This window comes from Streptomyces sp. NPDC050418, assembly GCF_044458745.1.
Classification (GTDB): domain Bacteria; phylum Actinomycetota; class Actinomycetes; order Streptomycetales; family Streptomycetaceae; genus Streptomyces.
In genome coordinates, this window is record NZ_JBITIG010000001.1 from 409,418 (window position 1) to 435,556 (window position 26,139).

At 71.9% G+C, this 26,139-nt stretch carries 18 protein-coding genes; all 18 read right to left on the reverse strand.

Annotated elements, in window-relative coordinates; genetic code table 11:
• Nucleotides 1-3: 3 nt before the first annotated feature.
• Nucleotides 4-651 (reverse strand): PIG-L deacetylase family protein, encoded by a 648-nt coding sequence (locus tag ACIBI4_RS01945; protein WP_399201560.1) that lies wholly within the window; start codon nucleotides 649-651, stop codon nucleotides 4-6.
• Entirely contained in the window at nucleotides 648-1,442 is a 795-nt protein-coding gene (locus tag ACIBI4_RS01950) for a glucose-1-phosphate cytidylyltransferase (RefSeq protein WP_399201561.1), read from the reverse strand. Before ACIBI4_RS01950 ends, ACIBI4_RS01945 begins: the two co-directional genes overlap by 4 nt.
• Nucleotides 1,439-2,677, reverse strand: coding sequence for a class I SAM-dependent methyltransferase (locus ACIBI4_RS01955; protein WP_399201562.1), 1,239 nt, complete (start codon nucleotides 2,675-2,677; stop codon nucleotides 1,439-1,441). The genes ACIBI4_RS01950 and ACIBI4_RS01955 overlap by 4 nt, the downstream gene beginning before the upstream one ends.
• Nucleotides 2,674-3,885 (reverse strand): glycosyltransferase, encoded by a 1,212-nt coding sequence (locus tag ACIBI4_RS01960; RefSeq protein WP_399201563.1) that lies wholly within the window; start codon nucleotides 3,883-3,885, stop codon nucleotides 2,674-2,676. The genes ACIBI4_RS01955 and ACIBI4_RS01960 overlap by 4 nt, the downstream gene beginning before the upstream one ends.
• 2 nt (nucleotides 3,886-3,887) lie before the next feature.
• Complete coding sequence (locus tag ACIBI4_RS01965) at nucleotides 3,888-5,168, reverse strand: O-antigen ligase domain-containing protein (RefSeq protein ID WP_399201564.1); 1,281 nt, start codon at nucleotides 5,166-5,168, stop codon at nucleotides 3,888-3,890.
• Nucleotide 5,169: 1 nt separating this feature from the next.
• A complete protein-coding gene (locus ACIBI4_RS01970; RefSeq protein WP_399201997.1) occupies nucleotides 5,170-6,696 on the reverse strand; it encodes a right-handed parallel beta-helix repeat-containing protein in 1,527 nt (508 codons plus the stop codon).
• Nucleotides 6,697-6,764: 68 nt separating this feature from the next.
• Nucleotides 6,765-8,693 carry an alginate lyase family protein gene (locus ACIBI4_RS01975; protein WP_399201565.1) on the reverse strand — a complete coding sequence of 643 codons (1,929 nt, stop codon included), beginning with the start codon at nucleotides 8,691-8,693 and terminating at the stop codon, nucleotides 6,765-6,767.
• A complete protein-coding gene (locus tag ACIBI4_RS01980; protein WP_399201566.1) occupies nucleotides 8,690-10,864 on the reverse strand; it encodes a bi-domain-containing oxidoreductase in 2,175 nt (724 codons plus the stop codon). The genes ACIBI4_RS01975 and ACIBI4_RS01980 overlap by 4 nt, the downstream gene beginning before the upstream one ends.
• Complete coding sequence (gene asnB, locus ACIBI4_RS01985; RefSeq protein WP_399201567.1) at nucleotides 10,861-12,765, reverse strand: asparagine synthase (glutamine-hydrolyzing); 1,905 nt, start codon at nucleotides 12,763-12,765, stop codon at nucleotides 10,861-10,863. Before asnB ends, ACIBI4_RS01980 begins: the two co-directional genes overlap by 4 nt.
• 2 nt (nucleotides 12,766-12,767) lie before the next feature.
• Nucleotides 12,768-14,279, reverse strand: a complete 1,512-nt coding sequence (locus ACIBI4_RS01990; protein WP_399201568.1) for a Wzz/FepE/Etk N-terminal domain-containing protein — start codon at nucleotides 14,277-14,279, stop codon at nucleotides 12,768-12,770.
• Nucleotides 14,276-15,643, reverse strand: coding sequence for a Wzz/FepE/Etk N-terminal domain-containing protein (locus ACIBI4_RS01995; RefSeq protein ID WP_399201569.1), 1,368 nt, complete (start codon nucleotides 15,641-15,643; stop codon nucleotides 14,276-14,278). Before ACIBI4_RS01995 ends, ACIBI4_RS01990 begins: the two co-directional genes overlap by 4 nt.
• The gene (locus tag ACIBI4_RS02000) at nucleotides 15,633-16,940 is read right to left on the reverse strand and encodes a glycosyltransferase family 4 protein (protein ID WP_399201570.1); all 1,308 of its coding nucleotides are present in this window, start codon (nucleotides 16,938-16,940) and stop codon (nucleotides 15,633-15,635) included. The genes ACIBI4_RS01995 and ACIBI4_RS02000 overlap by 11 nt, the downstream gene beginning before the upstream one ends.
• Nucleotides 16,921-18,264: a nucleotide sugar dehydrogenase gene (locus ACIBI4_RS02005; protein WP_399201571.1), complete on the reverse strand. Its 1,344-nt coding sequence runs from the start codon at nucleotides 18,262-18,264 to the stop codon at nucleotides 16,921-16,923. The genes ACIBI4_RS02000 and ACIBI4_RS02005 overlap by 20 nt, the downstream gene beginning before the upstream one ends.
• A gap of 103 nt (nucleotides 18,265-18,367) precedes the next feature.
• Entirely contained in the window at nucleotides 18,368-19,915 is a 1,548-nt protein-coding gene (locus tag ACIBI4_RS02010) for a sugar transferase (protein ID WP_399201998.1), read from the reverse strand.
• A gap of 413 nt (nucleotides 19,916-20,328) precedes the next feature.
• Entirely contained in the window at nucleotides 20,329-21,045 is a 717-nt protein-coding gene (locus tag ACIBI4_RS02015; RefSeq protein ID WP_399201999.1) for a methyltransferase domain-containing protein, read from the reverse strand.
• A 270-nt stretch (nucleotides 21,046-21,315) separates the two neighbouring features.
• Nucleotides 21,316-22,125 (reverse strand): xanthine dehydrogenase accessory protein XdhC, encoded by an 810-nt coding sequence (xdhC, locus tag ACIBI4_RS02020; RefSeq protein ID WP_399202000.1) that lies wholly within the window; start codon nucleotides 22,123-22,125, stop codon nucleotides 21,316-21,318.
• A 1-nt stretch (nucleotide 22,126) separates the two neighbouring features.
• Nucleotides 22,127-24,502, reverse strand: a complete 2,376-nt coding sequence (gene xdhB, locus ACIBI4_RS02025; protein WP_399201572.1) for a xanthine dehydrogenase molybdopterin binding subunit — start codon at nucleotides 24,500-24,502, stop codon at nucleotides 22,127-22,129.
• Nucleotides 24,499-26,094 carry a xanthine dehydrogenase small subunit gene (locus tag ACIBI4_RS02030; protein WP_399202001.1) on the reverse strand — a complete coding sequence of 532 codons (1,596 nt, stop codon included), beginning with the start codon at nucleotides 26,092-26,094 and terminating at the stop codon, nucleotides 24,499-24,501. Before ACIBI4_RS02030 ends, xdhB begins: the two co-directional genes overlap by 4 nt.
• Nucleotides 26,095-26,139 lie beyond the last annotated feature (45 nt).

The following is a 26,139-nucleotide window of genomic DNA, read 5'->3' on the forward strand; positions in this document are numbered from 1 at the left end:
GTTTCAACCCCCCAGGTTGAGAGTGAGTTTGGTGACGGCGAAGGCCTCGGCGTAGCGCTCATGGCATTCGATGCCGCGGATCCGGGCGAGGCCGAGGAAGGCCTCGCGGTCGTACCAGGAGCGGTGGTGCTGCGAGGGGTAGTGCTCCTCCAGGAGCCGCGCCTTGTCGTGCGCGATGTCCTCGGGCAGCGGCTGGTAGGCGACCGGGCGGCCGAGGTCGCCGTCCCATTTGGCGATCTCGTAGCCGAGGACGAGATGGTCGCGGAACGCGGTCGTCATGAGCCGGGCGAGACCGCGGTGGTCCTGGTGGGCGTCGTCGGTGCGGGGCGCGAGGACCAGTTGGGGCGCGGTCCCCGCGCGTAGTTCCTCGACGGCGGCCTTGGCCTCCTCCCAGTGCGCGGGCAGCCGTCCGTCCGGCAGCTTCAGAACGGTGAGGTGCAGGTCGGCACCGGGGCAGAACGCGGCGAGCGCCGCCCGTTCCTCGTCCTCGCGTTCGGTGCCGCCGCCCGACAGGACGAGGACGTCGACGCGGATCCCCGGCCGCGTACGGCACAGGGTGAGAAGGGTGCCGCCCGCGCCGATCGCCAGGTCGTCGCAGTGGGCGCCCACCGCGACGATCCGGTCGGGGCCCGCGGCGGTCAGGCGGATCACGCGCCCACCCCCGCGCCGTCCCGCTCCCACAGCGCCCAGGGCCGCTCGCCGCGCGCGTAGGCGGCGTCCAGGGCGGCCCGTTCCTTCACGGTGTCGGTCGGCTTCCAGAAGCCGCGGTGCTGGTGCGCCACGAGCCGTCCCCGCTTGGCGAGTTGGCCGCAGCCGTCGGCGACCAGGTCGCCGCCCTCGGGTATGTGGTCGAAGATCTCCTGGCGGAGCACGAAGTAGCCGCCGTTCTCCCACAGCGGCAGTTCGCTCACCGCGGTGATCCCGCCGACGAGACCGTCCTCGCCGAGGTCCACGCAGTGGAACGAGGACTGCGGCGGCACGACCATCATCGACGCCCCGGCGTCGCGCCGCGTGAACGAGTCGATCATCTCGGGCAGTGGGGCGTCGGTGAGGACGTCGGCGTAGTTGGCGAGGAACATCTCGTCGCCGTCGAGGTGGTGGCGCACCCGGCGCAGCCGCTCGCCGATCGGGGACTCGATGCCGGTCTGCGCGAAGGTGATCGTCCAGTCGGCGATGTCGGTGGAGAGCAGTTCGGTGCGGCCGCCGCGCAGCACGAAGTCGTTGGAGGTGGTCTCCTCGTAGTGCAGGAAGAAGTCCTTGATGTGGTGGGCTCCGTAGCCCAGGCACAGGATGAACTCGGTGTGCCCGAAGTACGCGTAGTAGCGCATCACATGCCAGATCAGCGGCCGCGGTCCGACCATCGCCATCGGCTTGGGCACGTCGTCGGAGGATCCGCTGCGCATCCGCATGCCGTAACCGCCGCAGAACAGGACGACCTTCATGGCGTCACCTCGACAATGCTCAGTTCCGGGATGGGGAAGACGAGCCGGCCGCCCCATTCATGGATGTACGAAAGCTGCTCGGTCAGTTCGGCGCGCAGGTTCCACGGCAGGACGAGGACGTAGTCCGGCCGGTCGGCGGCGATCTGTTCGGGTGCGAGGACGGGGATGCGGGTGCCGGGTGTGAACCGGCCGTGCTTGTAGGGGTTCCGGTCGACGGTGTACGCGAGCAGGTCGGGGCGGATGCCGCAGTGGTTGAGCAGGGTGTTGCCCTTGCCGGGGGCGCCGTAGCCGACGACCCGCTCGCCGCGCTCGGCCGCTTCGATGAGGAAGCGCAGCAGATCGCGGCGCACCTTGGCGACCCGGGCGCCGAACGCCGTGTACCCGGTCGACTCGTGCAGCCCGGCGGCCTTCTCCCGGTCGAGTACCTCGGCGACGCGCCGGCCAGGTGCGCCCGCCGTCTCGGCGGGCCGCGCCCACAGCCGCAGCGAGCCGCCGTGCGTGGGCAGCAACTCGACGTCCACCAGGGCGAGTCCGCCGCTCGCGAGGGCGCGGATCGCGGAGGCGACCGTGTAGTACTGGAAGTGCTCGTGGTAGATCGTGTCGTACTGGTTCTCCTCGATCAGCGTCAGCAGATGCTGCACCTCGATGGAGACCCAGCCGTCGTCGGCGACCAGCGCGCGCAGCCCCTGGGTGAAGCCGATGACGTCGGGGATGTGTGCGTACACGTTGTTCGCGACGACCAGGTCCGCGGGCCCGTGCTCGGCGCGCACCGCCGCGCCGGTCTCCGGGTCGAGGAACGCGGTGTGCGTGGGCACGCCCTTCTCGCGGGCCGCGGCGCCCACGTTCACGGAGGGTTCGATGCCGAGGCAGCGGATGTCGCGGTCCACGAGGTGGCGCAGCAAGTATCCGTCGTTGCTGGCGACTTCGACGACGAAGGACCGCTCGGCGCGCAGATCGAGGCGCTGCACCGTGTCGGCGACGTAGGTGCGGGCGTGCTCCACCCACGACGTCGAGTACGAGGAGAAGTACGCGTACTGCGTGAAGGTCTCCTCGGGGGTGATCAGCGGCGGGATCTGCGCCAGCCGGCACTCCGTGCAGACCCGCAGGTGCAGCGGGTACGCGGGTTCGGGCCGGTCCAGTTCGTCCGCCGCGAGAAAGCTCTCGCACGGCGGGGTCGCCCCCAGGTCGACGACGCTCTCCAGCGCCGCCGAGCCGCAGAGTCGGCATCGTGTCATCTGCTGTCCCCCAGGTTTCCTACGGTTCGTTGCGCCATGACCGTCCGGTACGCGTCGAGCAGGCGCTCGAGGCCGACCTCCGGTCCGAAGTCGCGGGCGTAGCGGCGCCGGGCCGCCTCGCCCCACTCCCGGTTGCGGTCCGGTTCCGCGGTGGCCCGGCGCAGACCGGCCGCGAGCGACTCCGCGTCGCGTGGCCGGTGCAGCAGCCCGGTCTTTCCGTCCTCGACGAGCTCGGCGAAGGCGCCGTGCCCGGCGGCCACGGCGGGCACCCCGGCGGCCATCGCCTCCACGACCACCAGGCCGAAGGCCTCCAGCCAGGTCGAGGGGGCGACGACCGCGACGGCGCGGGCGATGGCGTCGCGTGACTGCTCCTGGTCGAGGAGCCCCATGTACCGCACGTCGTCGCGTCCGGCCGCCCAGGCCCTCACCTCCGACTCCAGCGGCCCCGTACCGGCGATCATCAGCGGGACACCCGCACCGCCGTCCGCGGCCAGCGCGTCCCACGCGGTCATCAGGAGCCGTACGCCCTTGGGCTCCGCGAGCCGCCCGAGGTACAGCAGATGCTCACCGTCCCCGCTGCGTGAACGGCCCGGCTCGGGCACGAAGTTGTGCTTGACGGCGAGCCGTTCCGCGGGCATCCCGGCCGCCACCAGGACGTCGCGCTGCGCCGCCGAGATGCACAGGAAGCGGTCCACGCCGGACCACCAGCGGCGCCGGTTGGCGCGCAGGCTCACCGCGAGCGGCACGGTCGCGAGCCGTGAGCCGCGGTAGCAGCCGTGCCGTACGGCGGGCAGCGGCGACCGGCCGACGCACTCCGTGCACGCCTGCCCGTCGCGCTGCAGGGTCCCGGGCGGGCAGACCTGGGTGTAGTTGTGCAGCGTGGCCACGACCGGCACCCCGGTGTCCGCGCAGGCGGCCAGGACCGACGGCGACAGGAGCGGGAAGACGTTGTGGACGTGCACCACGTCGGGCCGGTCGGCGCGCAGCCGGGCCGCCAGCTCCCGGCGGACGCCCGGATGCCAGGGCACGAGCAGCGGGACCGCCGCCTTGCCGGGCAGCGACCGTGTGTGGATGTCGTCACTGCGGCGCTCGAACAGCTCCACGCGGTGTCCGGCCGCGCGCAGCAGCGCCACCTCCTGGTCGACGACGTTGTTCTCTCCGCTCGGCTGCGCCGACGCGTAGCGGTTGTGCACCACGACGATGTGCATGCTCAGCGCACCTCCGGGCGCCGGGCCCAGCGCGGGATGCGGCGCCGGGGGATCTCCGGGACGTCGACCGGCCGGGCGGGCGCCGCCACCAGCGAGGCGGCGAGCGCCAGATGGAGCAGATACGGCGAGGCGTCGCCGAGTCCCGCCTCGGTGTACGAGGCCATCGCGCAGTACGTGATCAGGAACAGCGCGGCGGCCCGGGCCAGGGACGGCGGCCGGAGCAGCGCCACCGTGCCGAGGACGAGGAAGACCGCCGAGACGATCACGATCCCGGTGAGGCCCTGCTCGTGGTAGACGGCCAGCCAGCTGTTGTCGATGGGCAGACCGCCGAAGGACTTGTCGCCGAGCCCCATGCCGAACAGCTGCTCCGATGTGGTGCGCGGTTCGGCGAGCAGCGCGTCCCAGACCTTGGCGCGGCCGGTGAGGCTGGTGAAGTACTCCTGGCTCTGCCCGCGCAGGAACCACGCCTGCAGCGCGGACGCGAACGCGACCCCCGCCACGACGGCCACCGCCACGGCCCAGGTGAAGAACCGGCGCGCGGCGGCGCTGGTCAGGACCAGCGACCCGACCGCCACCACCAGGCCGACGAGCAGCCCCAGCGTCGCCGTGCGGGTGTGGGTCAGCGCGAGCAGCACCAGCGAGGGGACGATCACGAAGGCCGCGCTCATACGGTCGGTGCGACGGCCGAGGAGCAGCAGCGTGGTGAGCCCGATGATCACGGCCGCGTACTGGCCGATCTGCGGCGGCGTCAGCGGCCACAGCGCACCGACGAGCCGGCCGCCGTAGAGACCGGGCATCGCGGCGCCCGGGGAGATCAGCAGGCCCGCGGCCACCGATCCGAGCACCATGAAGTAGACCCGGATATGGGTGCGGACGAAGGTCTCGCCGGCGCCCCACCAGCGGGTGAGCAGCCACAGCGTCGCGACGAACAGCGCGAACCGGCCGCAGCGGAACAGCGCGCCGAACCCGGCCTCCAGTTCCGCGCTGGAGAGCACGCTGGGCACGAGGAGCAGGGTGAGCAGCAGGACGTAGGCGCTGGGCCGGATCCGCAGCCGCAGATTGGCGGCAAGCGCGAGGGCGAACGCGGCGACCAGGGCGCCCATGGTGGCCATCTGGATGAGGGAGCGCGGCAGCGGCACGATGGTCTCCGCGCCCGCGGAACCCAGCGTGTTGAGGATCAGCAGGCCCCACGCGATGCCGGCGATCCGCGGCGGACGCTCCTGCGCCGCCTGGGTGTCCTGGGTGTCCTGGGTGTCCTGTGCCGGTACGGCTTCGGTGGCCATCTCAACCACCGTCCCGCGCACGGAAGCTGCTGCCCTCGTCCTGCCCGTACGGCTTGGACTGCCACTCCTTGAAGTCGAGCACGGTGCTCGGGTCGTTGGCGATGAAGCTCCACGGACCGCGGTAGATGTTGTCGTACCAGCGGTTCTGCTGCTTGCGCGTGACCGCCTCGGCGACCCGTTCGCCCTTGTACGGCGACCAGTCGGGGAACGTGCCGTAGTTGGCGAGGACCGCCATCCGGCCGCACTTGTCCTTGCACTTGACGACGGAGGTGTCGAGGACGAAGCGGTTGCTGTGCACGTCCACGCGCTGGGTCTTCCAGCGGCAGTCCGCGTACAGCGGTTTCTTGGAGATCGCGGGCTGCGCGCAGCGCTCGGTGTCCTTGACCAGGAGCGTGCAGTCGCCGGACGACGTGTTGGCGGGGCTGTTGCAGAAGCGGTCGGCGTTCTCCCACAGGGTGATCCCGGACCAGTTGTTCTCCAGGAGGTTGCCGTAGACCTCGATCTTGTCGGTACGGGCCTCGACGCGCGGTTCGCCGCCGGACTCGGAGAGATAGAGCGTCGCGAACGGGAAGTTGTCGCCGTCCTTGGCGCTGCGGCGGCCGTCGACCCAGTTGTTGCGGCGGATGGTGTTGTCGCGGATGACGGCGTTGTAGCTGGTCTCGTAGATGAGCGCGGCGCCGTCGTTGTTCTCGATGACGTTCTTCTCGATACGGAAATCGTTGTTGTTGGTGTCGGCCCACAGGCCCGTGCCGCGGTTGTCGTGCACCCAGTTGCCGCGTACGTCGGCGCCGTCGACGGCCCAGAACTTGACGCCGCCCGTGCAGCCGCAGCCGGGCTGCTTGCGCTCCCAGTCGCCCGTGTTGTTCCCGGTGATCTCGTTGCCGGTGACCACGAGGTCCTTGATGGCATCACCGGACTTGTACGCGTTGAGGCCGTACTGGCCGTTGTCACGCAGGCAGTTGGAGCGGACCTGCTGACGGGCGCCCGCCATCAGTCCGGCACCGGAGTTGCGCTGGATGACCGAGTGCTCGATGACCCAGCCGTCGGCCGAGTCGTGGTTGACGACGCCTTCGTTGTGCGGGGCCGCAAAGCCCTGCACGGTGAGATGGGCGAGGGTGACGTCGGCCGCGTCGCCGCCGAACGCGTACTGGTTGGTCTTCGCGCCGTCGAGCACCGCACCCGGGGCGCCGAGATAGCGGTTGCCCTTCTTGGGGATGACCTGCGCGTACCGGTCGGGGGTGAGCCGGTGCTTGCCGGGGCGCAGCCAGAACGTGGTGCCGGGCGGGCTGCTCTCCGTCTTGGCCGTGAGGTCGCCGGTCTTCCCCGGGTCGACGGTCACCGCACCCTTCGGCGCCTTCTCCGGCCCGGCCTTCGGCTCGGCGCACACGCGGGCCACGGCCTGCTGTGCGGAACCGGGTGCCTTGGACGCAGGCGGCTCACCGCCGGGTTTGCCCGGCTCGTCGCCCGGCGTGCTCGTACAGCCGGACGCGGCGAGGAGGGCCGACAGCAGCAGTGCCGCCGGCCACATCCGGTGCCGCCTTGTGTTGCGCACGTATCCCCCTGGCCTGCTCTCCATGGAATCTGAGTCCGGTCCTGCTATCCGTGGAACCTGAGTACGGTCGTGAATCCCTGGGTGCCGTCGGTGAAGCCCGTGCCGACCAGCGTCGTGGCGGGCTCCTTGCGGCCGAAGCCCGCGGAGTACCAGCCGAGCGGCGGGTCGCTCTCGCCGTGGTGCGCCTGCCAGGTCAGCTGACCGGGCAGGTCGAGCACGGCGGAGCGGTCGTCGCCGTCGCGGGTCCAGCGCAGATGGGCCCGGTTGCCTTGGAGCTCGGCGGTGATCGTCGGCCCGAGGTGGAAGGCGAGGCGCACGGTGCGGTGCGGACCGCGCACCTCGTCGAAGACCCGTAACTCGGATTGTTCGGCGGCGAGTTCGACATCGCGGCGGTGCACGGACGGCTGGTAGCCGTCGTGCTCGGCGGACCAGCGCTCGGGCCCGTCGGCGAGGACCCGGGTGCGGGCGTGCCGGGTCCACAGGAAGGGCCCGCCGGAGGTGGACTGGTCGCGGTCGTCGAGCTGCAGGGTGTTGTGGCCGAGCGTCGAACGGAAGTAGCTCCGCCACTCCGGCTGCCCGTGATAGCAGTACGTGCCCGGGTCGGCGAGCACGTCGACGCCGTCGTGCCGTACCTCCACGGACAGCGCGTCGGCGTGTGCGTGGGCGGCGATCGAGAGGAAGCCGTGCGGTCCGCCGTCGCAGCGGCACCAGATCTCCCCCGGTGCCCGCAGGATCGTCATGCCGGCGTCTGCGAAGCGCGACGGGCGGGTCGCGGGCCGGTGCACGGTCCGGTCGAAGCGGCGGATCAGCGCGGCGAGCAGGGGCGTTCGGACATCGGTGCCGGGGACCTCGGGCCACCAGCCGAGCCGTCCGAACACCGCCTCGCCGGTGGCCAGGAGCGAGCCCCAGCGGTCGGTGCCCGCACCGTCCAGGATCAGCCCGTGCCCGTCGTCGGCGTCGCCCTGCCGCGGCGGCCGCAGCCTGCGGTCGACGACCGCGGCGAGCGCGTCGGTCATCCGCAGCAGAACGAGCCGGGTCGTGGCCGGGACGGGCACCCCCGCGATGTCCGCCTCGGCCAGGGCCGCGAGCCCGAGCTCCAGGACGAGACCGTGGTACTCGGTGGCCAGCTCCCGGTTGAGCCCGGACGGGAAGGTGTTGGCGCGCAGCTGACGGTCGAGCTGCCGCAGCGCGTCGGTGCGCCACCGCGCGGACGTCGGGTACCAGCGGAACGCACAGCCCGCCGCGAACTGTCCGGCCGCCTCGGCGATGACGTGGTTGTTGGCCGACGAGCCGCGGCTGGGGAACGCGGCGAGCCAGCGCTGGTGGTGCCAGATCTGCCGGCGCGCCACCTGGTTGTCCTCGAAGAGCGCGGCCGCGCCCGGCCAGCCGTCGAGCAGCCGCCGGATCCACACCCAGGACAGGAGCCGGATGCCGAGTTCGATGCCGCTGACCCAGTGCACCCCGCGCAGTGGCGGGTTCGCCGCCCACCAGGACCGCAGGTGCGCGGCGACCCGCTCGGCGTACCGCTCGTCGCCGCTCAGCGCGTAGGCGGCGGCGAGCACGGTCAGGTACTGGTGCCGGGACGGCTCCCAGATCTGCTTGATGTCCCCGACCAGGTCCTCCTGGCGGTACGGCACGTCGAAGGCGTAGTCCGCGGGGGCGCGCAGCCCGGTCCTCGGGTCCAGCGACCAGTCGGGGTCGGTCATGTCGTCCCGCTCGACGCCGAAGTACGTGGCGCGTCCGGCCATCAGCCGCTCGGCCTCGGCGATCAGGCGTTTCGAGGCGTCCGCGGGCACGTCGGCGAGCGCCCCCGCGGGCAGCGCGGCCGTGAAGCGGGCGCCGGCGGCCTGCGGTACGTGCGGCCGCGCGGTGCGCCACAGCCGGCGGCGCGCAGCGTCGACGGCCCGCCCGCCGACCTCCCGCGGCCCCATCCGCGACAGCCGCCGCGCGTACCAGACGGCGCCCATGCTCATCGCGTCCTCGCCAACGTGACGGGGGCGCCGCCCGCGAGCGCGGTGCGCACGGCGAGCGTGGCCGTGGTGGTGGCGATGAGCGACCGCAGCGGCACGGGCATCGGCCCGCCGGTCCGCACGGCCCGTACGAACGCGGCGAGTTCGGCATTCTGCCCCTTGTCCCTGGCCTTCGGCAGCCGTGAACTCACCCACCGCTTGCGGCCGTACACCGAGGCGCGCACGAAGTCGTCGAAGCGCAGCACCTTCCCGTCGGCGAGGAGGTCGAGGGTCTCCTTGGGGTAGGCGGACGAGCCGGTGGTGACGTAGCTGAGCGTGGCGGTGGAGTCGTCGGGGTAGCGGAGCACGATCTGCAGATCGTCGGCAGAGGTCGCTGACGTCGCTGCCGCCGCGTATACGGAGACGGGATCGGCGTCCAGGAGCCAGCTCGCGGTGTCGATGAAGTGGCCGCCCTCGCCGGTGAAGCGGCTGCCCTCGGTGCTCTGCCGCAGATACCAGCTGCCGTGGTCGAGCCGCCCGGCGTTGACGAGGTAGCGCAGGCTCGCGGGTCCGGTGCGTTCGCCGAAGCGCCGCTTGGCCTCCTTGAGCAGCGGCGAGAAGCGGCGGTTGAAGCCGACCTGCAGCCGGTCGTTCCCCGACTCCTCGACGGCCTTGAGCACATCGGCCAGCTCGTCCTCGGTGAGGGCGAGCGGCTTCTCCACGAACACGGCCTTCCCGGCGAGCAGCGCCTTGCGGGTCAGGGCGGCGTGCGAGCTGTGCCGGGTGACGACGAACACCGCGTCGATGTCGGGGTCACCGAGCACCGTGTCGAGGTCGGTGGTGGCGCGGGCGAAGCCGAACTTGCGCTCGGCGTTGGCGGCGGACAGCGCGGTCGTGGTGACGACGGTCGACAGATCCACACCGTCGCGGCCCACGAGGTGCGGCAGCAGCATCGATGTGGCGTAGTTGCCGGCGCCTACGAAGGCCAGCCGGACAGGCGTCTTCGCGGTGCGCACCGGGCTCAGCCGCGGCTTGATCACGGGAACGTCCACCTGGGCCGTGGGCCGGTCCCGTTCCGGATACCGGAACAGCACGGCGACCGCCTTCAACTCCCCTTCCTCCAGGCTCCGGTACGTCTCGACGGCGTCCTCGAACGCGGCGACATGCGAGACCAGCGGCGCCACGTCGATGCGGCCGCGGGCCGCCAGATCGAGGAAGCACGCGAGGTTGCGCCGCTCGGTCCAGCGCACATAGCCGATCGGATAGTCACGGCCTTCGATCTCGTACGAGGGGTCATAGCGCCCGGGTCCGTACGAGCGCGAGAAGCGGACGTCGAGTTCCTTCTCGTAGTACGCGTTCCACGGCAGGTCGAGGCTGCACTTGCCGATGTCGACGACCCGGCCGCGGTCCCGGCTCAACCGGGCGGCCAGCTCGACGGGTTGGTTGCTGCTGCCGCCCGCGGCCAGATACACCTGGTCGGCGCCGTACCCGTCGGTGAGCTCGGCGACCGCCGCCTCGACGGCCGCGGAACCGGGGTCCCCGCAGGCCACCGCACCGAGCCGCTCGGCGAGGGCGCAGCGCTCCGGGTCGGGGTCCGCGCCGACGACCCGTACACCCGCGGCGTCGAGCAGCTGCACCACCAACTGGCCGATCAGACCGAGGCCGATGACCAGCGCCACCTCGCCGAGCTGCGGTTCACCGCGGCGCACGCCCTGCAGAGCGATCGAGCCGACGGTACCGAACGCGGCGTGCTCGGGCGCGAGGGCGTCCGGCACCTTGGCGTAGAGGTGCTTCGGCACCCAGTTCACCTCGGCGTGCAGCGCGTGCTCGTTGCCCGCGCACGCCACCACGTCGCCGACCGCCACGTCGTCGATGCCGGCGCCGACCTGCTCGACGATCCCGCACAGCGAATAGCCCAGCGGCGTATAGGAGTCGAGCTTGCCCATCACCTTGCGGTACGTGGCGGGCAGCCCGTTCGTGGCCACGGACTGGACGACCTTGGCGACCTGGTCGGGCCGTGAGCGGGCCTTGCCGAGCATCGTCATCCCGGCCTCGGAGACCTTCATCAGCTCGGTCCCGGTGGAGATCAGCGAGTACGCGGTCCGCACGAGCACCCCGCCCGGCTTGCAGCCCGGTACGGGGACGTCGAGCAGGGCCAGCTCGCCGCTCTTGTAGTTCTGCACCACCTGTTTCACCGAAGCTCCCCAGAAGTCGCGCCGCGATACCAGTACTCGAGGGTCAGGACATGCCATAGATGTTTGGAGTGGTCCTGCGCGCCCGCGGCGTCCTCGGCGGCGAGCCGCCGCAGGGCGTCACGGCGCAGGAACCCGGACCGGACCAGTTCGCCGTCGTGGATGACCTCCTGCACCAGCGGTGCGAGGTCCCGGCTCATCCAGGCCCGCAGCGGCGCGCTGAACAGGCCCTTGGGCCGGTGCACGATCTCGCGGGGCAGGACGGTGAGGGCCGCGTCCTTGAGGACGGCCTTGGACTGCCGACCCGCGATCTTGCGCCGGCCCGGGTAGGCGAACGCCGCCTTCACGACCTCGACGTCCACGTACGGCACCCGGACTTCGGTGGACGCGGCCATGCTGGAGCGGTCGGTGTAGGCGAGGTTGAGGCCCGGCAGGAACATCCGGGCGTCGGCCAGGCACATCCGGTTCACGAAGTCGTCGAGCGTGTTGTCCGCGTACACGTCCGCGTGCTCGCCGAGGACGTCGTCGACCGTCGGGGCCAGATCCGGGTCGATGAGTGCGAGCAGTGCGTCGCGGTCGTACATCGTGTAGCTGCGCCGGAACGCCGTCTCCTCGGGGAGTTCCGCGAAGGACAGGAACCGTTTCGCGAACCGCACGGACCGGTAGCCGCGCTTGGACCCCGCGACCGGCAGCCGGTCCACGGCGCCCGCCGCCGCGCGCCGCAGCGGCCGCGGGACGCGCTGGTAGCGCAGGGCGAGCAGGTTGGCGAGGTGCTTGCGGTACCCGGCGAAGAGTTCGTCGGCGCCCATCCCCGAGAGCATCACCTTGATCCCGGCGTCGCGGGCGGCCGAGCAGATCAGATAGGTGTTGATCGCCGCGGGATCGCCGATCGGCTCGTCCAGGTGGTAGGTCATCCGCGGCAGCAGGTCGAGGACGTCCGGCGCGATCTCGATCTCGTGCAGCTCGACACCGAAGCGCCGCGCCACCTGCCGCGCGTACGTGAGGTCGTCGGGCATCGCCTCGAACTTGGCGTCCGCGGCCCGGAATCCGATCGTGTAGGCGGAGATGCCGGGTTGGTGGCGGGCGGCGAGCGCGGTCAGGTAGCTGGAGTCCAGGCCGCCGGAGAGGAAGGTCGCCACGGGCACGTCGGAGAGCAGATGCTTGCGCGTCGACTCCTCGACGACGGCGGCGAGATCGGGCTGCGCACCGTGCCGCGCCTCGGCCGCGACGTCCTTGAGCCTCCAGTACGTTCCGCGCGTCACCGAGCCGTCGGGGCGGACCCGCAGCCAGCTGCCCGGTGGCAGCTTCTCGGCCTCCTCGTAGGCGCACCGCGAGTCCGGCACCCAGTAGTAGAGCAGCGAGGCCACCAGCGCGGCCGGGTCGACCTGCAGCTTGGCGCCGCGCACGCCCGCGAGCGCCTTCAGCTCGGACGCGAAGACGAGGCCGTCGCCGCGGCGCAGCAGGAACAGCGGCTTGATGCCCAGCTGGTCGCGGGCGAGGACCAGTTCACCGGTCCGCTCGTCGAACACGGCGAAGGCGAACATGCCGCGCAGCCGCGGCAGACAGCCGGTCCCCCAGCGCCGCCAGGCCTCAAGGAGCACCTCGGTGTCGGAGGTTCCGCGGAACCGTACGCCCGCGGCCCGGAGTTCGGCCCGGAGTTCGGGCGCGTTGTACAGCTCCCCGTTGTACGTGAGGGCGAGCCCGTCCGAGGTCATCGGCTGGGCGCCGTTCTCGGACAGGTCGATGATGGCCAGCCTGCGATGGCCGAGGTGCACCTCACCTGTGCCCGCCGTGTGGCTGTAGGTGCCCGAGCCGTCCGGGCCGCGGTGGGCGAGGGTCTCGGTGAGCCGCTCGGTCACGGCCTGGCCGTCGGGCCAGTGGTAGGTGCCCGCAATACCGCACATGGCTACCGCCCTTCCTGGTCGCCGCCGCCGCGCAGGGCGCTCGTCGGCTGCTTCCTGCGCACGGGACCCGCACCGTTCTGCCGGGGCAGCCGTTCGGTGCGGCCGCGCAGCGCCGTGCCGAGCCCGTCCCAGAGCGTGCCGTCGGTGCGGTCGCGCGGGTCCGGCTCGGTGAGCACCACGCCGATCACCGGGATGGACTGGTCGGCGAGCTGACGGGCGACCGTGTGCAGCCAGGCCGCGCTGCCGTGCCCGGCCCGTACGACGAGGACGGCCTGGGTGCCCAGGTGCTCCAGGTCGGTCCACGGCGTGCCGGGCGCCACGGAGGCGACGCCGATCCGGCGCATCCGGTCGGGCACGGTCGCGAGCCGGTCGACGGAGACGACGGTGGGCTCGCCCGGCTTCTGGCGGCGCTGCGCGAGCCGCAGCCCCGGCAGTCCGTCGACGATCACGACGGGCGCCTCGCGCGCGAGGGTGTCGGCGAGGTCGAGGGCGATCAGGCAGGTGGGGCGTACGGTGCCGAGTTCGAGCAGCACGACCGGTTCGGTGGTGTTGCGGACCGTGCGGGCGAGGGTGCCCGCGAGCCGGGTCCGCGCCGCCCGCGCGCGCCGCCCGGCCCGCAACCAGCCGCCGCGGCCCGGCAGTTCGGCGATCACCGACGCGCCCAGGTGGGCGGCGACATCGCGCCGCAGCACCGGCCGGTCCCCGACGACGGCGCCCACCGCGGCGAGCGCGAGACCGAGGGCGAGCCCCAGGGCGAGGCCGATTCCGGCATTGGTGGCGATCCCCATCGCCAGCGAGTACGGCACCGCGCGGGCGCCGTCCACGATCTGCGTACCGGCGACCAGACGGGGCGTGCCGAGGCGGGCCTCCTCGGCACGCTGGTCGAAGTCGGCGATCCGGGAGGTGAGTTCGGCCCGGCGTGCGAACAGCGACTCCTGCTCCGCCCCGGTCTCCGGTGTCTCGTCGCTGATCTCCTGGTTGACCTTGGCGAGTTCGCCGCTCATCCGGTCCCGCTGGTCGAGCAGCGCCTTCGACTCGGCGGTCGCGGCCTCCTGGAGGCGTCGCACATGGTCGGCGACGAAGGCCTCGGCGAGCGCCTTCGCGCGGTCGACGGCCTGCGCCTCGCTGTCGCCCTCGACCTTGATCTGCAGCAGGTTGTTGGTGAGTCCGAGGCCTTCGTACTTCTCCAGGAAGTCCTCGGGCGGCTCGGAGGAGCCGAGCGCGTCGAGGGCCGCCGCGGCGATCCGGGTGGTGCCGAGCAGGGACACGTCGGTACGGATCAGGGTGCCGGGATCGTTCGGCTGGTCCGCCTCGTGGGCCACGAGAACCGTGGTCACGGCACTCGGCGGCGGAGGCAGCAGCACCGCGACCGCGGCCCCGGCAAGCAGCCCGAGCAGCGCCACGAGGGACCACAGCCGGCGGCGCCTGCGGATGGCCACGATCAGCGCGTGCAGATCGAACAGGGGTGTCGGGGCGGCCGTCTCGGTCGTCCTCGGGGTCTTCTGCGGACTCATACGGCACCTCCCCGCGCGTCGGCACCCACGGCGAGGGGCGCGCCACGGTCGGGCAGCGGCGGGCCGCTCTCGTCGTCGCGGGCGCGGACCGTTCCGGCGACAACTACTCCCGCGATCTCGTGCCCCGCGTCCGTGCAGGCCTCGCCCACAGCCGTGAGTTCGGCCGCGGTCCACTGGCCGGCGCCGGTGACGATCACGGCGGCCACCTCACCGTCGTGGTCGGGCACGAGGGGCCGTGCCATGGACACTCCGACGACGCGCGGCTGCCAGTCCACGCCGGTCTCGGCGATCAGATGCCCGGCCGCCTTGCTCGCGACGACGTCGCCTTCGGGCACGACGAGCAGCAACCGGCCGCGCTCCGCGGGCAGACGGTCGCGCAGCCGGGCGTGCACGCGCCGGAAGCGCAGCCTGCGGCCCGCCTCGCCGCCGGAGGCCTGCAGCGGCGGCAGATCCCAGCGGGTGTCGGTGCCGAGGAAGCGGCGCAGCGCACCGCCGCGGCCGCCCACCTGCGGGTCGAGGGCGCTGCGCGCCCGGGTCACGTCCACGGAGCCGAGTGCGGCGGCGCCGAGGGCCGCGGCGATCTCCTGCTCGCCGCGCAGCCTGCGGTTCACGCGGGCCCGGGCGAGATGGCCGATGGCGGCGGCCAGGAAGAACAACAGGGCGCCCGCGCCGATCAGTTGGATACGGGTGGGCGGTGCCTCGCCGTCGGGGCGGGCCGCCGAGCCCAGCAGGGCCATGTTGGCGCGGTTGAGCGCCGGGTCGACCTCGTCCAGCTTCTCGATGGCGTCCTGCAGCGAGGTGCGCAGCTTCTCCAGTTCGGTGCGGCCCTGCACGCTCTCCACGGTCCTGCCCGGATCGGACTCCTTGGACAGGTCGGTGATGCGGCGGCTCGTCTGCACGACGAGCTTCTTCAGCGCCTCGGGCCGGGTCGCCACGTCCGGGTCGGTGGTGTCACCGGCCAGGCGCGCGGCGAACGCCACGTACTCCTTGGCGACCCGGTCGGCGAGCTCCTGTGCGCGCTCGGGTGTCTCGGCCGTGCCGGAGATCTTGATGATGTTCCCGTTGCTCGCCTTGGCGCTGAGGCTTTCCTTCAGCTCGCGGCCGTCGACGCCGTCCCAGTCGAGCACGCCGGCCGCACGGTCGACGACGGACGAGCTGGTGGCGATCTCGGCCTGCGTGAGCAGTTCGCGCTCCTCCCACTGCCCGGAGAGCAGCACGGAGGCGGAGGTGGTGTAGCGCGGCGGGAAGACGAGGGAGACGCCGTATCCGACAAGGGCGCCCACCAGGGCGACGGCGGCGAGCAGCCGCCCGCGGCGGCGCAGCATCCGTCCGATCGTGGCCAGACGTATCGCGTCATCGGTCATGGCGCGCCGCCCCCCTCCGCTTGCGTGCCGTGGCCACGGGAGGCCGGTGGCGGACGGCGGCGGTGTAGGCGGCGAGCAGGGCGCGCTGCGAATTGCGCCAGGACAGCGGCCCGTTGATCCGCTCCTGGCCGGACTTCCCCATCCGGGAGCGCTCCTCCGGGTCGTCGAGGAGCCGGACGATGTGCCGCGCGAAGGCGCTCTCGTCGTCGTCCGGGGCGTAGACGGCGGCGTCACCGGCGGAGACCCGGGCCTCCTTCAGGTCGAAGGAGACGATGGGCCGGCCCATCACCATGTACTCCAGGACCTTGTTCATGGTCGACACGTCGTTGAGCGGATTGCACGGGTCGGGCGACAGACACACGTCCGCCGTGGAGAGATGGCGTACGAGATCGGCGTCGGGGATACGTCCGGTGAACTCCACGTGGTCGTCGAGCCCGAGCTGCCGCGTCAGCTCGACCATGGCCTCGTAGGCGTCGCCGGAGCCGACGAACACCGCGTGCCAGTCGGTCCGTCCGAGCTCGTCCTTGAGGTGGGCGAGGGCGCGCAGCGCGTAGTCGACGCCGTCCTGCGGGCCCATCACGCCCAGGTAGCACAGCAGATGGGGCTTGCCGTGCTTGAGCTCCGGCTCGGGCGGCACCGGGTGGAAGCGCTCGGTGTCGGGGGCGCTGCGCACCACGAACACGGCGTCGGGCTTCTTGCCGCCGCGGCTCAGGGCGACGTCGCGGTAGCTCTCGTTGGTGGCGATCACGATGTCCGCGGCCCGGTAGGTGCGCCGCTCCAGGGCGCACACCGCGCGGTACAGCAGATCCTTGCCGCGGCCGAAGCGCGACAGATACAGCTCGGGCACCAGGTCGTGCTGGTCGAACACGAACCGTGCGCCGCGCCGCTTGAGCCACAGCGCGGGCAGGAAGAGCAGATCGGGCGGGTTGCACGCGTGCACCACGTCGACCGGGCCGACCTTCCGGGCGAGCCGCGCGGTGTGCCAGAGGGCGGCCCCGTACTCCCGGAGGTAGCCCGCCGGGCCGCCGGTGGCCGCGCGCAGCGGGTAGCGGTGGATCCGGATGCCTTCGATCACCGCTTCGGGTTCGGTGTCGCGTTTGGCGCCGCGCGGGCAGATGACGTGCACTTCCCAGCCTGCGGCGTGCAGGGTGCGGCACTCCTGCCAGACGCGCCGGTCGAAGGGCACCGACAGGTTCTCGACGAGGACAAGGGCGCGCCGGCCCGCACCGGGCGCGGTGGCGGCGGACGGGTCGTCGGTCGGGTCGTTGGACAAGGCGTTACCAGACAAGGCCCACATACCCCGGTTCGGCCCGGCGCGCCTGGGCGTCGGGGAGACGGACGAGGTCGATGAGCACCGGCCCTTCGCCGTGCGGCAGCGCGGCGAGGACGGCCGGGTCCTTGGTGCCCACGAGACACACCTCGGCGTGCGCGAGGACGTCGTCGACGGAGTCGACGAGCAGCTGCGCGATGTGCGGCAGCCGGGTCTCGATGTAGGCGCGGTTGGCGCCGAGCAGCCGGGAGAGGCTGACGTTGGCGTCGTGGATCTTCAGCTCGTAGCCCTTGCCGATGAGCCGTTCCGCGAGCTCGACGAGCGGGCTTTCGCGCAGGTCGTCGGTGCCGGGTTTGAAGGAGAGCCCGAACAGTCCGGCCCGGCGCTTGCCGGTGCGCTCGACGAGTTCCACCGCACGTTGCAGATGGTCGGAGTTGGACGGCAGGACGTGCGACAGGATCGGGACCGAGACATCCGCCCGCCGTGCGGCGTGCACCAGGCTGCGCAGGTCCTTCGGGAGACAGGAGCCGCCGAAGGCGAAGCCGGGGCGCAGGTAGGCGGGGCTGATGTTGAGTTTGCGGTCGGCGAGGAAGACGTCCATGACCTGGTGCGGGTCCACGCCGAGTGCCTGGCAGACCGCGCCGAGTTCGTTGGCGAAACCGATCTTGAGACCGTGGAAGGCGTTGTCCGCGTACTTGATGGCCTCGGCCGTCGGGAGAGCCACCCGGAACACCTCGCCGGGCAGGTCCCCGTACAGGGCGGCGACCACATCGCCGCTCGCCGGGTCGAGTTCGCCGATGACGGTCTTCGGCGGGTCGAAGAAGTCCTGGACGCTGCTGCCCTCGCGCAGGAACTCCGGGTTCACGGCGACCCCGAAGTCCACGCCGGCGCTGCCGCCCGTGTACTTCTCCAGGATCGGTATCAGGAGGTCGATGCAGGTGCCGGGGAGCATGGTGCTGCGGTACACGACGGTGTGCCGGGCACCGTCAGCGGTGCCGCCCCCGTCGGCGTCCCGTTCCGCGAGCGCGGCCCCGATCTGTTCGGTGACCCGCTCCAAGTACGTGGTGCACAGGCTGCCGTTGGCCTCGGACGGTGTGCCCACACAGACCAGGGTCACCTCGCTGTCCAGGACCGCCGCGCGCACATCGGCGGTGGCGCGCAGCGCACCGCTGCGGACGACCTCCGCGGTGAGCTCGCCGATCCGCTCCTCGACCACCGGGGCCCTGCCCGCGTTGACCAGGTCGACCTTCGCCTGGTTGACGTCCACCCCGATGACCTCGTGGCCCAGGCTCGCCAGGCATGCGGCCGATACGCAGCCCACATAGCCGAGCCCCAGGACGCTGACCCTCATCTTCCGTTCCTCCCCCTCGACTTGCTCCGGTGCGTGTTCCTGTGCACTGATGCCAGGTCGACTCGCGCTCCCCGTACGCCGGTCGGCCCTCCGCCCTCTCGGATCAGTACGCCCCCTGTCCCTGGAGCACCGCACGCAGCGTCTTCCACAAGATCACCGCGTCCAGGGCGAGCGACCAGTCCTCCACGTACCGCAGGTCGAGGCGGACGGCTTCCTCCCATGGCAGATCGCTGCGCCCGCTGATCTGCCACAGACCGGTCAGGCCGGGCTTGACCAGGAGGCGGCGCCGGATGTCCGGGCCGTAGGCCGCCGACTCCTCGGGCAGCGGCGGGCGGGGGCCGACGAGCGACATCGATCCGGTCAGCACGTTGAACAGCTGCGGGAGTTCATCGATCGAGTAGCGCCGCAGGACCGTGCCGACCCGCGTGACGCGCGGGTCGCGCCGGAGCTTGAAGAGGAGCCCGGCGCCGTCGTTGTGCCCGGCGAGCCGCTCGCGCGCCAGGTGGGCGCCGGCGACCATGGTGCGGAACTTCAGGATGGTGAACTCACGGCCGTCCTTGCCGACCCGCTTCTGCCGGTAGAACACCCCGCCGCGGCTGTCCGCCAGGACGATCAGGGCGGTCAGGAGCATCAGCGGCGCGAAGAGGACGAGCAGCGCCGCCGCTCCCAGCCGGTCGACGACGGCCTTGACGACGCGGCGGCCGCCGGTGAACGCGGGCATTGTGACGCGCAGCAGCGGAATGCCGAGCACGGCGTCGACGTGCAGCCGCGGTCCCGCCACCTCCATCAGGACGGGGGCGACGACCATCTCGGCGTCCGTGCCCTCCAGGTTCCAGGCGAGCCGCTGCAGCCGCTCCGGCGACCAGTGCGGGTCGGGCGTGACGGCGACGACGCGGTAGCCGTCGCGGTGCACATGCGTGGCGACGTCCGCGAGCCTCCCCACGACGGGCACACCGTCCAACTGGGTGCGCCCCGGCCCGAGTCCGCCCGGCGTGAGCCCGTCGAGGGTGAGCCCGTCGGCGGTGAAGCCGCCGAATCCGTACGGGGCGAGTCCGTCGGGTGTGCAGACGCCCTCGACGCGCCAGCCCAGATGCGGGTACTTGCGGGCTCGGGCGATCAGATCGCGCACGGTGTCCGGGCTGCCCGCGGCGAGCACCGGCCGCAGACACCGGCCCTCCTTGCGTTCCCGGTGCAGCCAGCGGCGCATCAGATAGCGCTCCGCCATGGTGACCAGAGCGATGGCGGGCAGCGCCACGAAGATCCAGAGTTTGATGTTGCGCGAGCTCAGGGCGATGCCGCCGAGCGAGAGGACGACGGCCGCGGTGGACAGCGCACGGCCCAGACGCCTGAATTCCTCGGCGCCCTGGCCGAGGACGGCCGGCGCCCACGAGCGGCTCAGGGCGAGTGCGCCGAGCACCAGGAGTTCGGTGCCGAACGCGAGGATCTTCCACTTCTCGTGCCAGTCGGCGGCGTCCCGTACGCCGAAGAAGCCGCCGATGGCCGCGACCACGAAGGCGGTCGCCACGGTGTCACCGATGATGACCCGTCGGCGGTAGCGGTGCTCCCAGTCGCTCGCGGGCTGGTACTGCGCCCCGTTCACCGGCCGCCCGCGCACCGGTGTGAACGGGTCTGCCCATTCCCCCTGCCGCACCACCCCGCCCAGGTCGCCAGAAGGTTCGGCGTGCTCACTCCACACGGTTCCTCCCCCCGGGAGGCCCCAACCCCCCGCCCTGTTGCTCCCCTCGGGAGGCCCCCCGCCCCCCGTTGCCGCGCCGCTCCCCACCTGCGGAGACCCCCGTCTCCGCGCGTCACCGGTCCCTGCCGGGCCGCTGGTCAACCCCTGTTCATGCCGACACGCACGGCAAAAGATCATGATTTGTCGCGCCGTGTCCTGGCATGAGGTGCGTCAATCTAGACCATCACGGCTCCCCTGAAGAGAGGATGTGTGTAATTTGTGCTGAACCTTTGAAGCTGGTTGCGCCGATCGTTACCCGGATGCCAACACCCGTATGTTCAGGGGGAGTTGGCGGATCCAGGCGGACTTGACGCGGACTTGACGAAGACTCAGGCGGACTTGACGAAGACGAGGACCTCGGTCGAGGCGACACCCATCGGCGCCCGGAAGCCCGCCTCCAGGACACAGCCGAGGGTCGCGAAGAGATCCACGCAGGCCGTACGAGGCATCGCGGCCGGGTACGAGTCGTGCCCCGTGCCGCCCTTCGTCGCCCAGGCCCGCATCGTCTCCGGGTCCAGACAGCTCTCCGTCATCACGTCGAAGACGATCCGGCCACCGGGCCGCACGACCCGCGCCATCTCGAAGAAATAGCGCGTACTGCCCAGGAAGGTCAGGGTGTTGAAGACCTTGTGGGCTAGGACGAGATCGATGCTCGCGTCCGGTGTCGGGGCGAGACTGTAGCCCTCGGCGGGCCGGGCGACGACGCCGTATTCGGCGACGAGATGCTCGGCCCAGGGCCCGGCCGTCTCGTAGATCTCGTAGCGGCTCGGCGCGCATTCCTTGAGCGTGAGGTCGAGATAGCGGCCGGATCCCGGTCCGATCTCCAGGACGGTGCCGGGTGCGGCGGCGAAGACCCCGAGTGCGCGCAGCTGGTCGATGGTGGACCGGGTGGCGCCCGGTGTCCCGTTCATGACCTCGTCGATGTAGTCACCGACGGAGAGGCCGGCCGCGCGGGCGGCCCGCATCGTCGCCTCGTACGGAATGAAGTCGTCCACGCCGCCCCGGCTGTCGGTACTGCGCACGAGGTCGAAACCCGTACGCCTCAACAGCCGCCGGACCCCCGTCTTCGCACCTGCCGTGACGCGCGTTTTCCATAACGCCGCGCCCTTGCCCGCTGCCTTCATCAGGCATCCCCCCGGTCGCCTTCACGTTCTGCGCCCGAAAAGCATAGAACCGCCCCGGCGTTCATCAGGCGTACACGATATGGAGGGAGCGCCTCAGGGCCTGTTTCACGCCACGCCTCTCCCGCACACCCCGCGGGAAAACCCCTGCGCACGTGCCGTAGGGCATATGCGCAGGGGTGACGGCCCGTCAGGTCAGGCGCCCTCGGCCTCGAACGTCCGCAGCAGGTCGGCGGCCACGCTCACCGCGATCGTGGCCGGGTCCTTGCCGGTGATGGCGGGCAAGCCGATCGGTGTCTTGATCCGAGCGATGGCGGCGTCGTCATGTCCGCCCTCCGTGGAGAGCCGATGCCGGAATCGGGTCCACTTCGCGGCGGAACCGATCAGTCCGATCGAGCCCAGATGATCCGTGCGCAGTGCCGCGTCGCAGAGCGCCGCGTCCTCCGCGTGGTCATGGGTCATGATCAGGACGTGGGTGCCGTGCGGCAGTTGCTCCAGGACCTCCTCGGGCAGCAGCGGTGCGTGGTGGACGTGAACCTGTCCCACCGAGTCGCCGAGGACCCCGAGGCGCCGTTCGGTGAGGAGGTCGGCGCGGCTGTCGACAAGATGCAGATCGAGGTCCTGCCGCGACAGGATCCGGGCCAGCTCCAGACCGACGTGCCCGACGCCGAAGACGGCCACGGCCCGCACCACCGGCAGCGGTTCGAGGAGCACCTGGACGGTGCCGCCGCAGCACTGCACGCCGTGCCGGTTGGTGACCTTGTCGTTCAGGGCGAAGTCCATCAGCTCGGGCTCCGTCCTGCCCGCCGTCATCAGCTCACGGGCCCGGTCGATGGACACGGCCTCCACGTTGCCGCCGCCGATGGACCCCCAGGCCGCGTCGCGCCCCACGACGAGCTTCGCGCCGGCCTCGCGCGGGGCGTGACCGCGCACGGTCACCACGGTCACGAGCACGCCGGGCTCGCGGCGGGCGCGCAGCCGGGCGACCGCCGCGACCCAGCTCAGGTCAGACACCGCTCAGCGCCGCTTCGGCGCCCGAGGGCACCTCGTCGGACGGTCCGCCGCGGGCCGACTCGACCGCCCAGTAGACGGCCTCGGGGGTGGCGGGCGAGGCCAGTTCGACGCTCGCACCGCCCGGTCCGAACGCCGCGGCGGCCTGGCGCAGGGCCTCGCGCACGGAGAAGGCGAGCATCAGGGGCGGCTCCCCCACCGCCTTGGACCCGTAGACGGCGCCTTCTTCGGTGGCGTTCTCCATGAGCGTCACGTGGAAGCGCTCGGGCATCTCGGAGAAGCTCGGCAGCTTGTAGGTGCTCGCCGCCTGGGTCAGGAGCCGGCCGCGCTGCGGTCCGTCGCCGGCGTCCCAGCGCATGTCCTCCAGGGTCAGCCAGCCCGCGCCCTGCACGAAGCCGCCCTCGACCTGACCGATGTCGATCATCGGCGAGAGGCTGTCGCCGACGTCGTGGACGATGTCCACGCGCCGGATCCGGTACGTCCCGGTGAAGCCGTCGACCTCGACCTCGGTGGCGGCGGCCCCGTACGAGAAGTACTTGAACGGCGAGCCCTGGAACGCCTTGGCGTCCCAGTGCAGCCCCTCGGTCCGGTAGAACCCGGCCGCCGACAGCTGCACCCGCTGGAAGTACGCGGTCCGTACGAGGTCGTCCCAGGCCAGCTCCTTGTCACTGCCGAGACTGCGGGCGACACCCGCGACGATCCGTACGTCCGACGCGCTCGATCCGAGCTGGGTGGCGGCCACCTGGAGGAGCCGTTCACGCAACTGCTCACAGGCGTTCTTGACCGCCGCGCCGTTCAGGTCCGCGCCCGCACTGGCCGCGGTGGCCGAGGTGTTGGGGACCTTGTCGGTACGGGTCGGGGCGAGCCGCACCTTGTGCAGCGGGATACCGAGGGTGGTCGCGGCCACCTGGAGCATCTTCGTGTGCAGGCCCTGGCCCATCTCGGTGCCGCCGTGGTTGATCAGGACGGAACCGTCCTTGTAGATCAGGACGAGGGCGCCGCCCTGGTTGAAGGCGGTGAGGTTGAAGGAGATGCCGAACTTGATGCCGGTGAGCGCGAGCGCGCGCTTGGTGTGCGGATGCGCGGCGTTGAAGGCCTCGATGTCGCGCTGCCGCTCCGTCCAGGCGGAGTTCTCCTTCACCTGCTGCCAGACGGCACCGATCCGCTCGGGGTGGGTGACCTTCTGCCCGTACGGGGTGCAGTGGCCCTCCGCGTAGAAGTTCCGTTCGCGCAGCTCGGCCGGGTCGAGGCCGAGGAGGGGCGCGCAGCGGCCCATGATGTCCTCGATCACCAGCATGCCCTGGGGTCCGCCGAAGCCGCGGAAGGCGGTGTTGGAGACCTTGTGGGTCTTCGCGATCCGGCCGGTGACCCGGGCGTTGGGGATCCAGTACGTGTTGTCGATGTGGCACAGGGCGCGGGCCACGACCGGTTCGGAGAGGTCCAGGCTCCAGCCGCCGTCGGCGGTGAGGGTGGCGTCGAGGGCCTGGATGCGGCCGTCCGCGTCGAAGCCGATCCGCCACCTGGCGTGGAAGCCGTGGCGCTTGCCGGACATCGTGAGGTCCTGGGTGCGGGTCAGGCGCAGCCGGACGGGGCGGCCGGTGAGCTTCGCGCCGAGCGCGGCGACGGCCGCGAAGCCGTGCGGCTGCATCTCCTTGCCGCCGAAGCCGCCGCCCATGCGCAGGCACTGCACGGTGACCTCGTGGCTGCTCAGGCCCAGCACATGCGCCACGATCTCCTGGGTCTCGGAGGGGTGCTGGGTGCTGCTCTGCACGAAGACCTGGCCGGCCTCGTCGATCCGGGCGAGCGCCGCGTGCGTCTCCAGATAGAAGTGCTCCTGGTCGGAGAACTGGAACTCACCACTGAACACATGCGCGGAGTCCGCGAATCCGGCCTCGACGTCTCCGGTGACCATGACGGGCCGGGCGCCGTGGAAGCTCTCGGTGGCGATGGCCTCCTGGAGAGTGATCACCGAGGGCAGCACGTCCAGTTCGACCTCGACGGCCGCCGCGCCGAGCCGGGCCGCCTCCAGGGTCTCGCCGAGCACCCAGGCGACGGCGTGGCCGTGGAACATGACCTCGTCGGGGAAGAGCGGCTCGTCGTGCTTCATCCCGGCGTCGTTGACCCCGGGGACGTCGGCGCCGGTGAGGACTCGTACGACACCGGGCACGGCGAGCGCCCGCTCGGTGCGCAGGGCGGTGATCCGGCCGTGGGCCTGCATGACCTGGACGGGGTGGGCGTGCAGCACGTCCTTGGTGCGCTGCACCAGGTCGTCGGTGTAGAGCGCGGCGCCGGTGACGTGCTGATGGGCGCTCTCGTGCGGCAGCGGGACGCCGACGAGGGGCTGCTCGGGACGCTGTGACAGTTGGCTCATGAGTGCGCCGCCTCGGAGGTGTGCGTGGGCTGCTCGGACGAGGTGTGCGCCGGCTGCCCGGATCCGTCGGGTGCCTGCGCGGGTGCGCCGGTCGTCTGCGCGGGTGCGCCGGTCGTCTGCGCGTACAGCTTCCTCAGGCTCTGGCCGAGCATCGCGCTGCGGTACAGGGAGCTGGCGCGGTGGTCGTCCATCGGAGTGCCTTCGCCGCGCAGGACGCGGGCCGCGGACTCGACGGTCTCCCGCGTCCAGGTCCGGCCCTCCAGGGCCGCCTCGGTGGCGAGCGCGCGGATCGGGGTGGCGGCGACGCCGCCGAGTCCGATGCGTGCCGTGCGGACGATGCCGTCCTCGATGTCGAGGGCGTAGGCGACGGCGACGCTGGAGATGTCGTCGAAGCGCCGCTTGGCGATCTTGTGGAAGGCGGTGACGGGCGCGAGCGGGCGCGGCACGCGGACGGCGCGGATCAGTTCGCCGGGGCGGCGCACGCTCTGCCGGTAGCCGGTGAAGTAGTCGGCGAGCGGCACCTCGCGCTCGCCGTCGGCGTCCGCGAGCACCAGGGACGCCTCCAGGGCGAGCAGTACGGGCGGGCTGTCGCCGATGGGCGAGCCGGTGCCGAGGTTGCCGCCGAGGGTCGCGCCGTTGCGGATCAGCCGCGAGGCGAACTGCGGGAACAGCTCGGCGAGCAGCGGTACTTCGCCGTCGAGGCGGCGCTCGATCTCGCTGAGCGTGAGCGCGGCGCCGATCTCGACCGTCTCCGGTCCGAGGTGCAGCTCGCGCAGTTCGGGCAGCCGGTCGACGGCGATGACGCACTCCGCCCTGCGGGCGCGGATGTTCACCTCGACGCCCCAGTCCGTGGAGCCGGCGACGACCACGGCGTCCGGCCGCTCGCGCAGCAACCGCAGGGTTTCGGCGAGGGAGTTCTTCCGTACGAAGCTCCGGCCCTCCTGCGTGTACGCGGTCGCGGCGGGCGCGGGCGGCGCCTCGTCGCGGCGCCGCGCGAGCCGGTCGTCGTCCTCGGGCGCGCCGACCGCGTAGGCGGCGTCGCGGATGGGCCGGTAGCCCGTGCAACGGCACAGGTTGCCGCTCAGCGCGTGCAGGTCGAAGCCGTTGGGGCCGTGCTCGGGGTCGGTGGGCTCGGCGTCGGCGGGCTCGGCTTTCGTGGGCTCGGCGTTCGTGGGCTCGGCGCCGCCGTCCACACCGGGGTGCGCGCAGCGGTCCGGACGGTAGTACTCGGCGGCCATGCTGCAGACGAAGCCGGGCGTGCAGTAGCCGCACTGGGAGCCGCCGCGGGCGGCCATCTCCTCCTGGACCGGGTGCAGGGTGTCACCGTCCGCCAGGCCCTCGGACGTGACGACCTCCTGGCCGTCGAGCGCGGCGGCCGGCACCAGGCAGGCGTTCACCGCCACCCAGTCGGTGGGCCTGTCGACGCCAGGCCGGGCCACGAGCACCGAGCACGCGCCGCACTCGCCCTCCGCGCAGCCTTCCTTGGTGCCGGTGAGGCCGCGCTCACGCAGGAAGTCGAGTGCGGTGGTGTGGGGTGCGGCCGGGGCTAGCGGTGTTTCCCGTCCGTTGACCGTGATGTTCGCCAATGTCAGGCAGCTTTCTGTGTTCGCCCGCGCGGCTGAGGCGCGCCGGGGCGC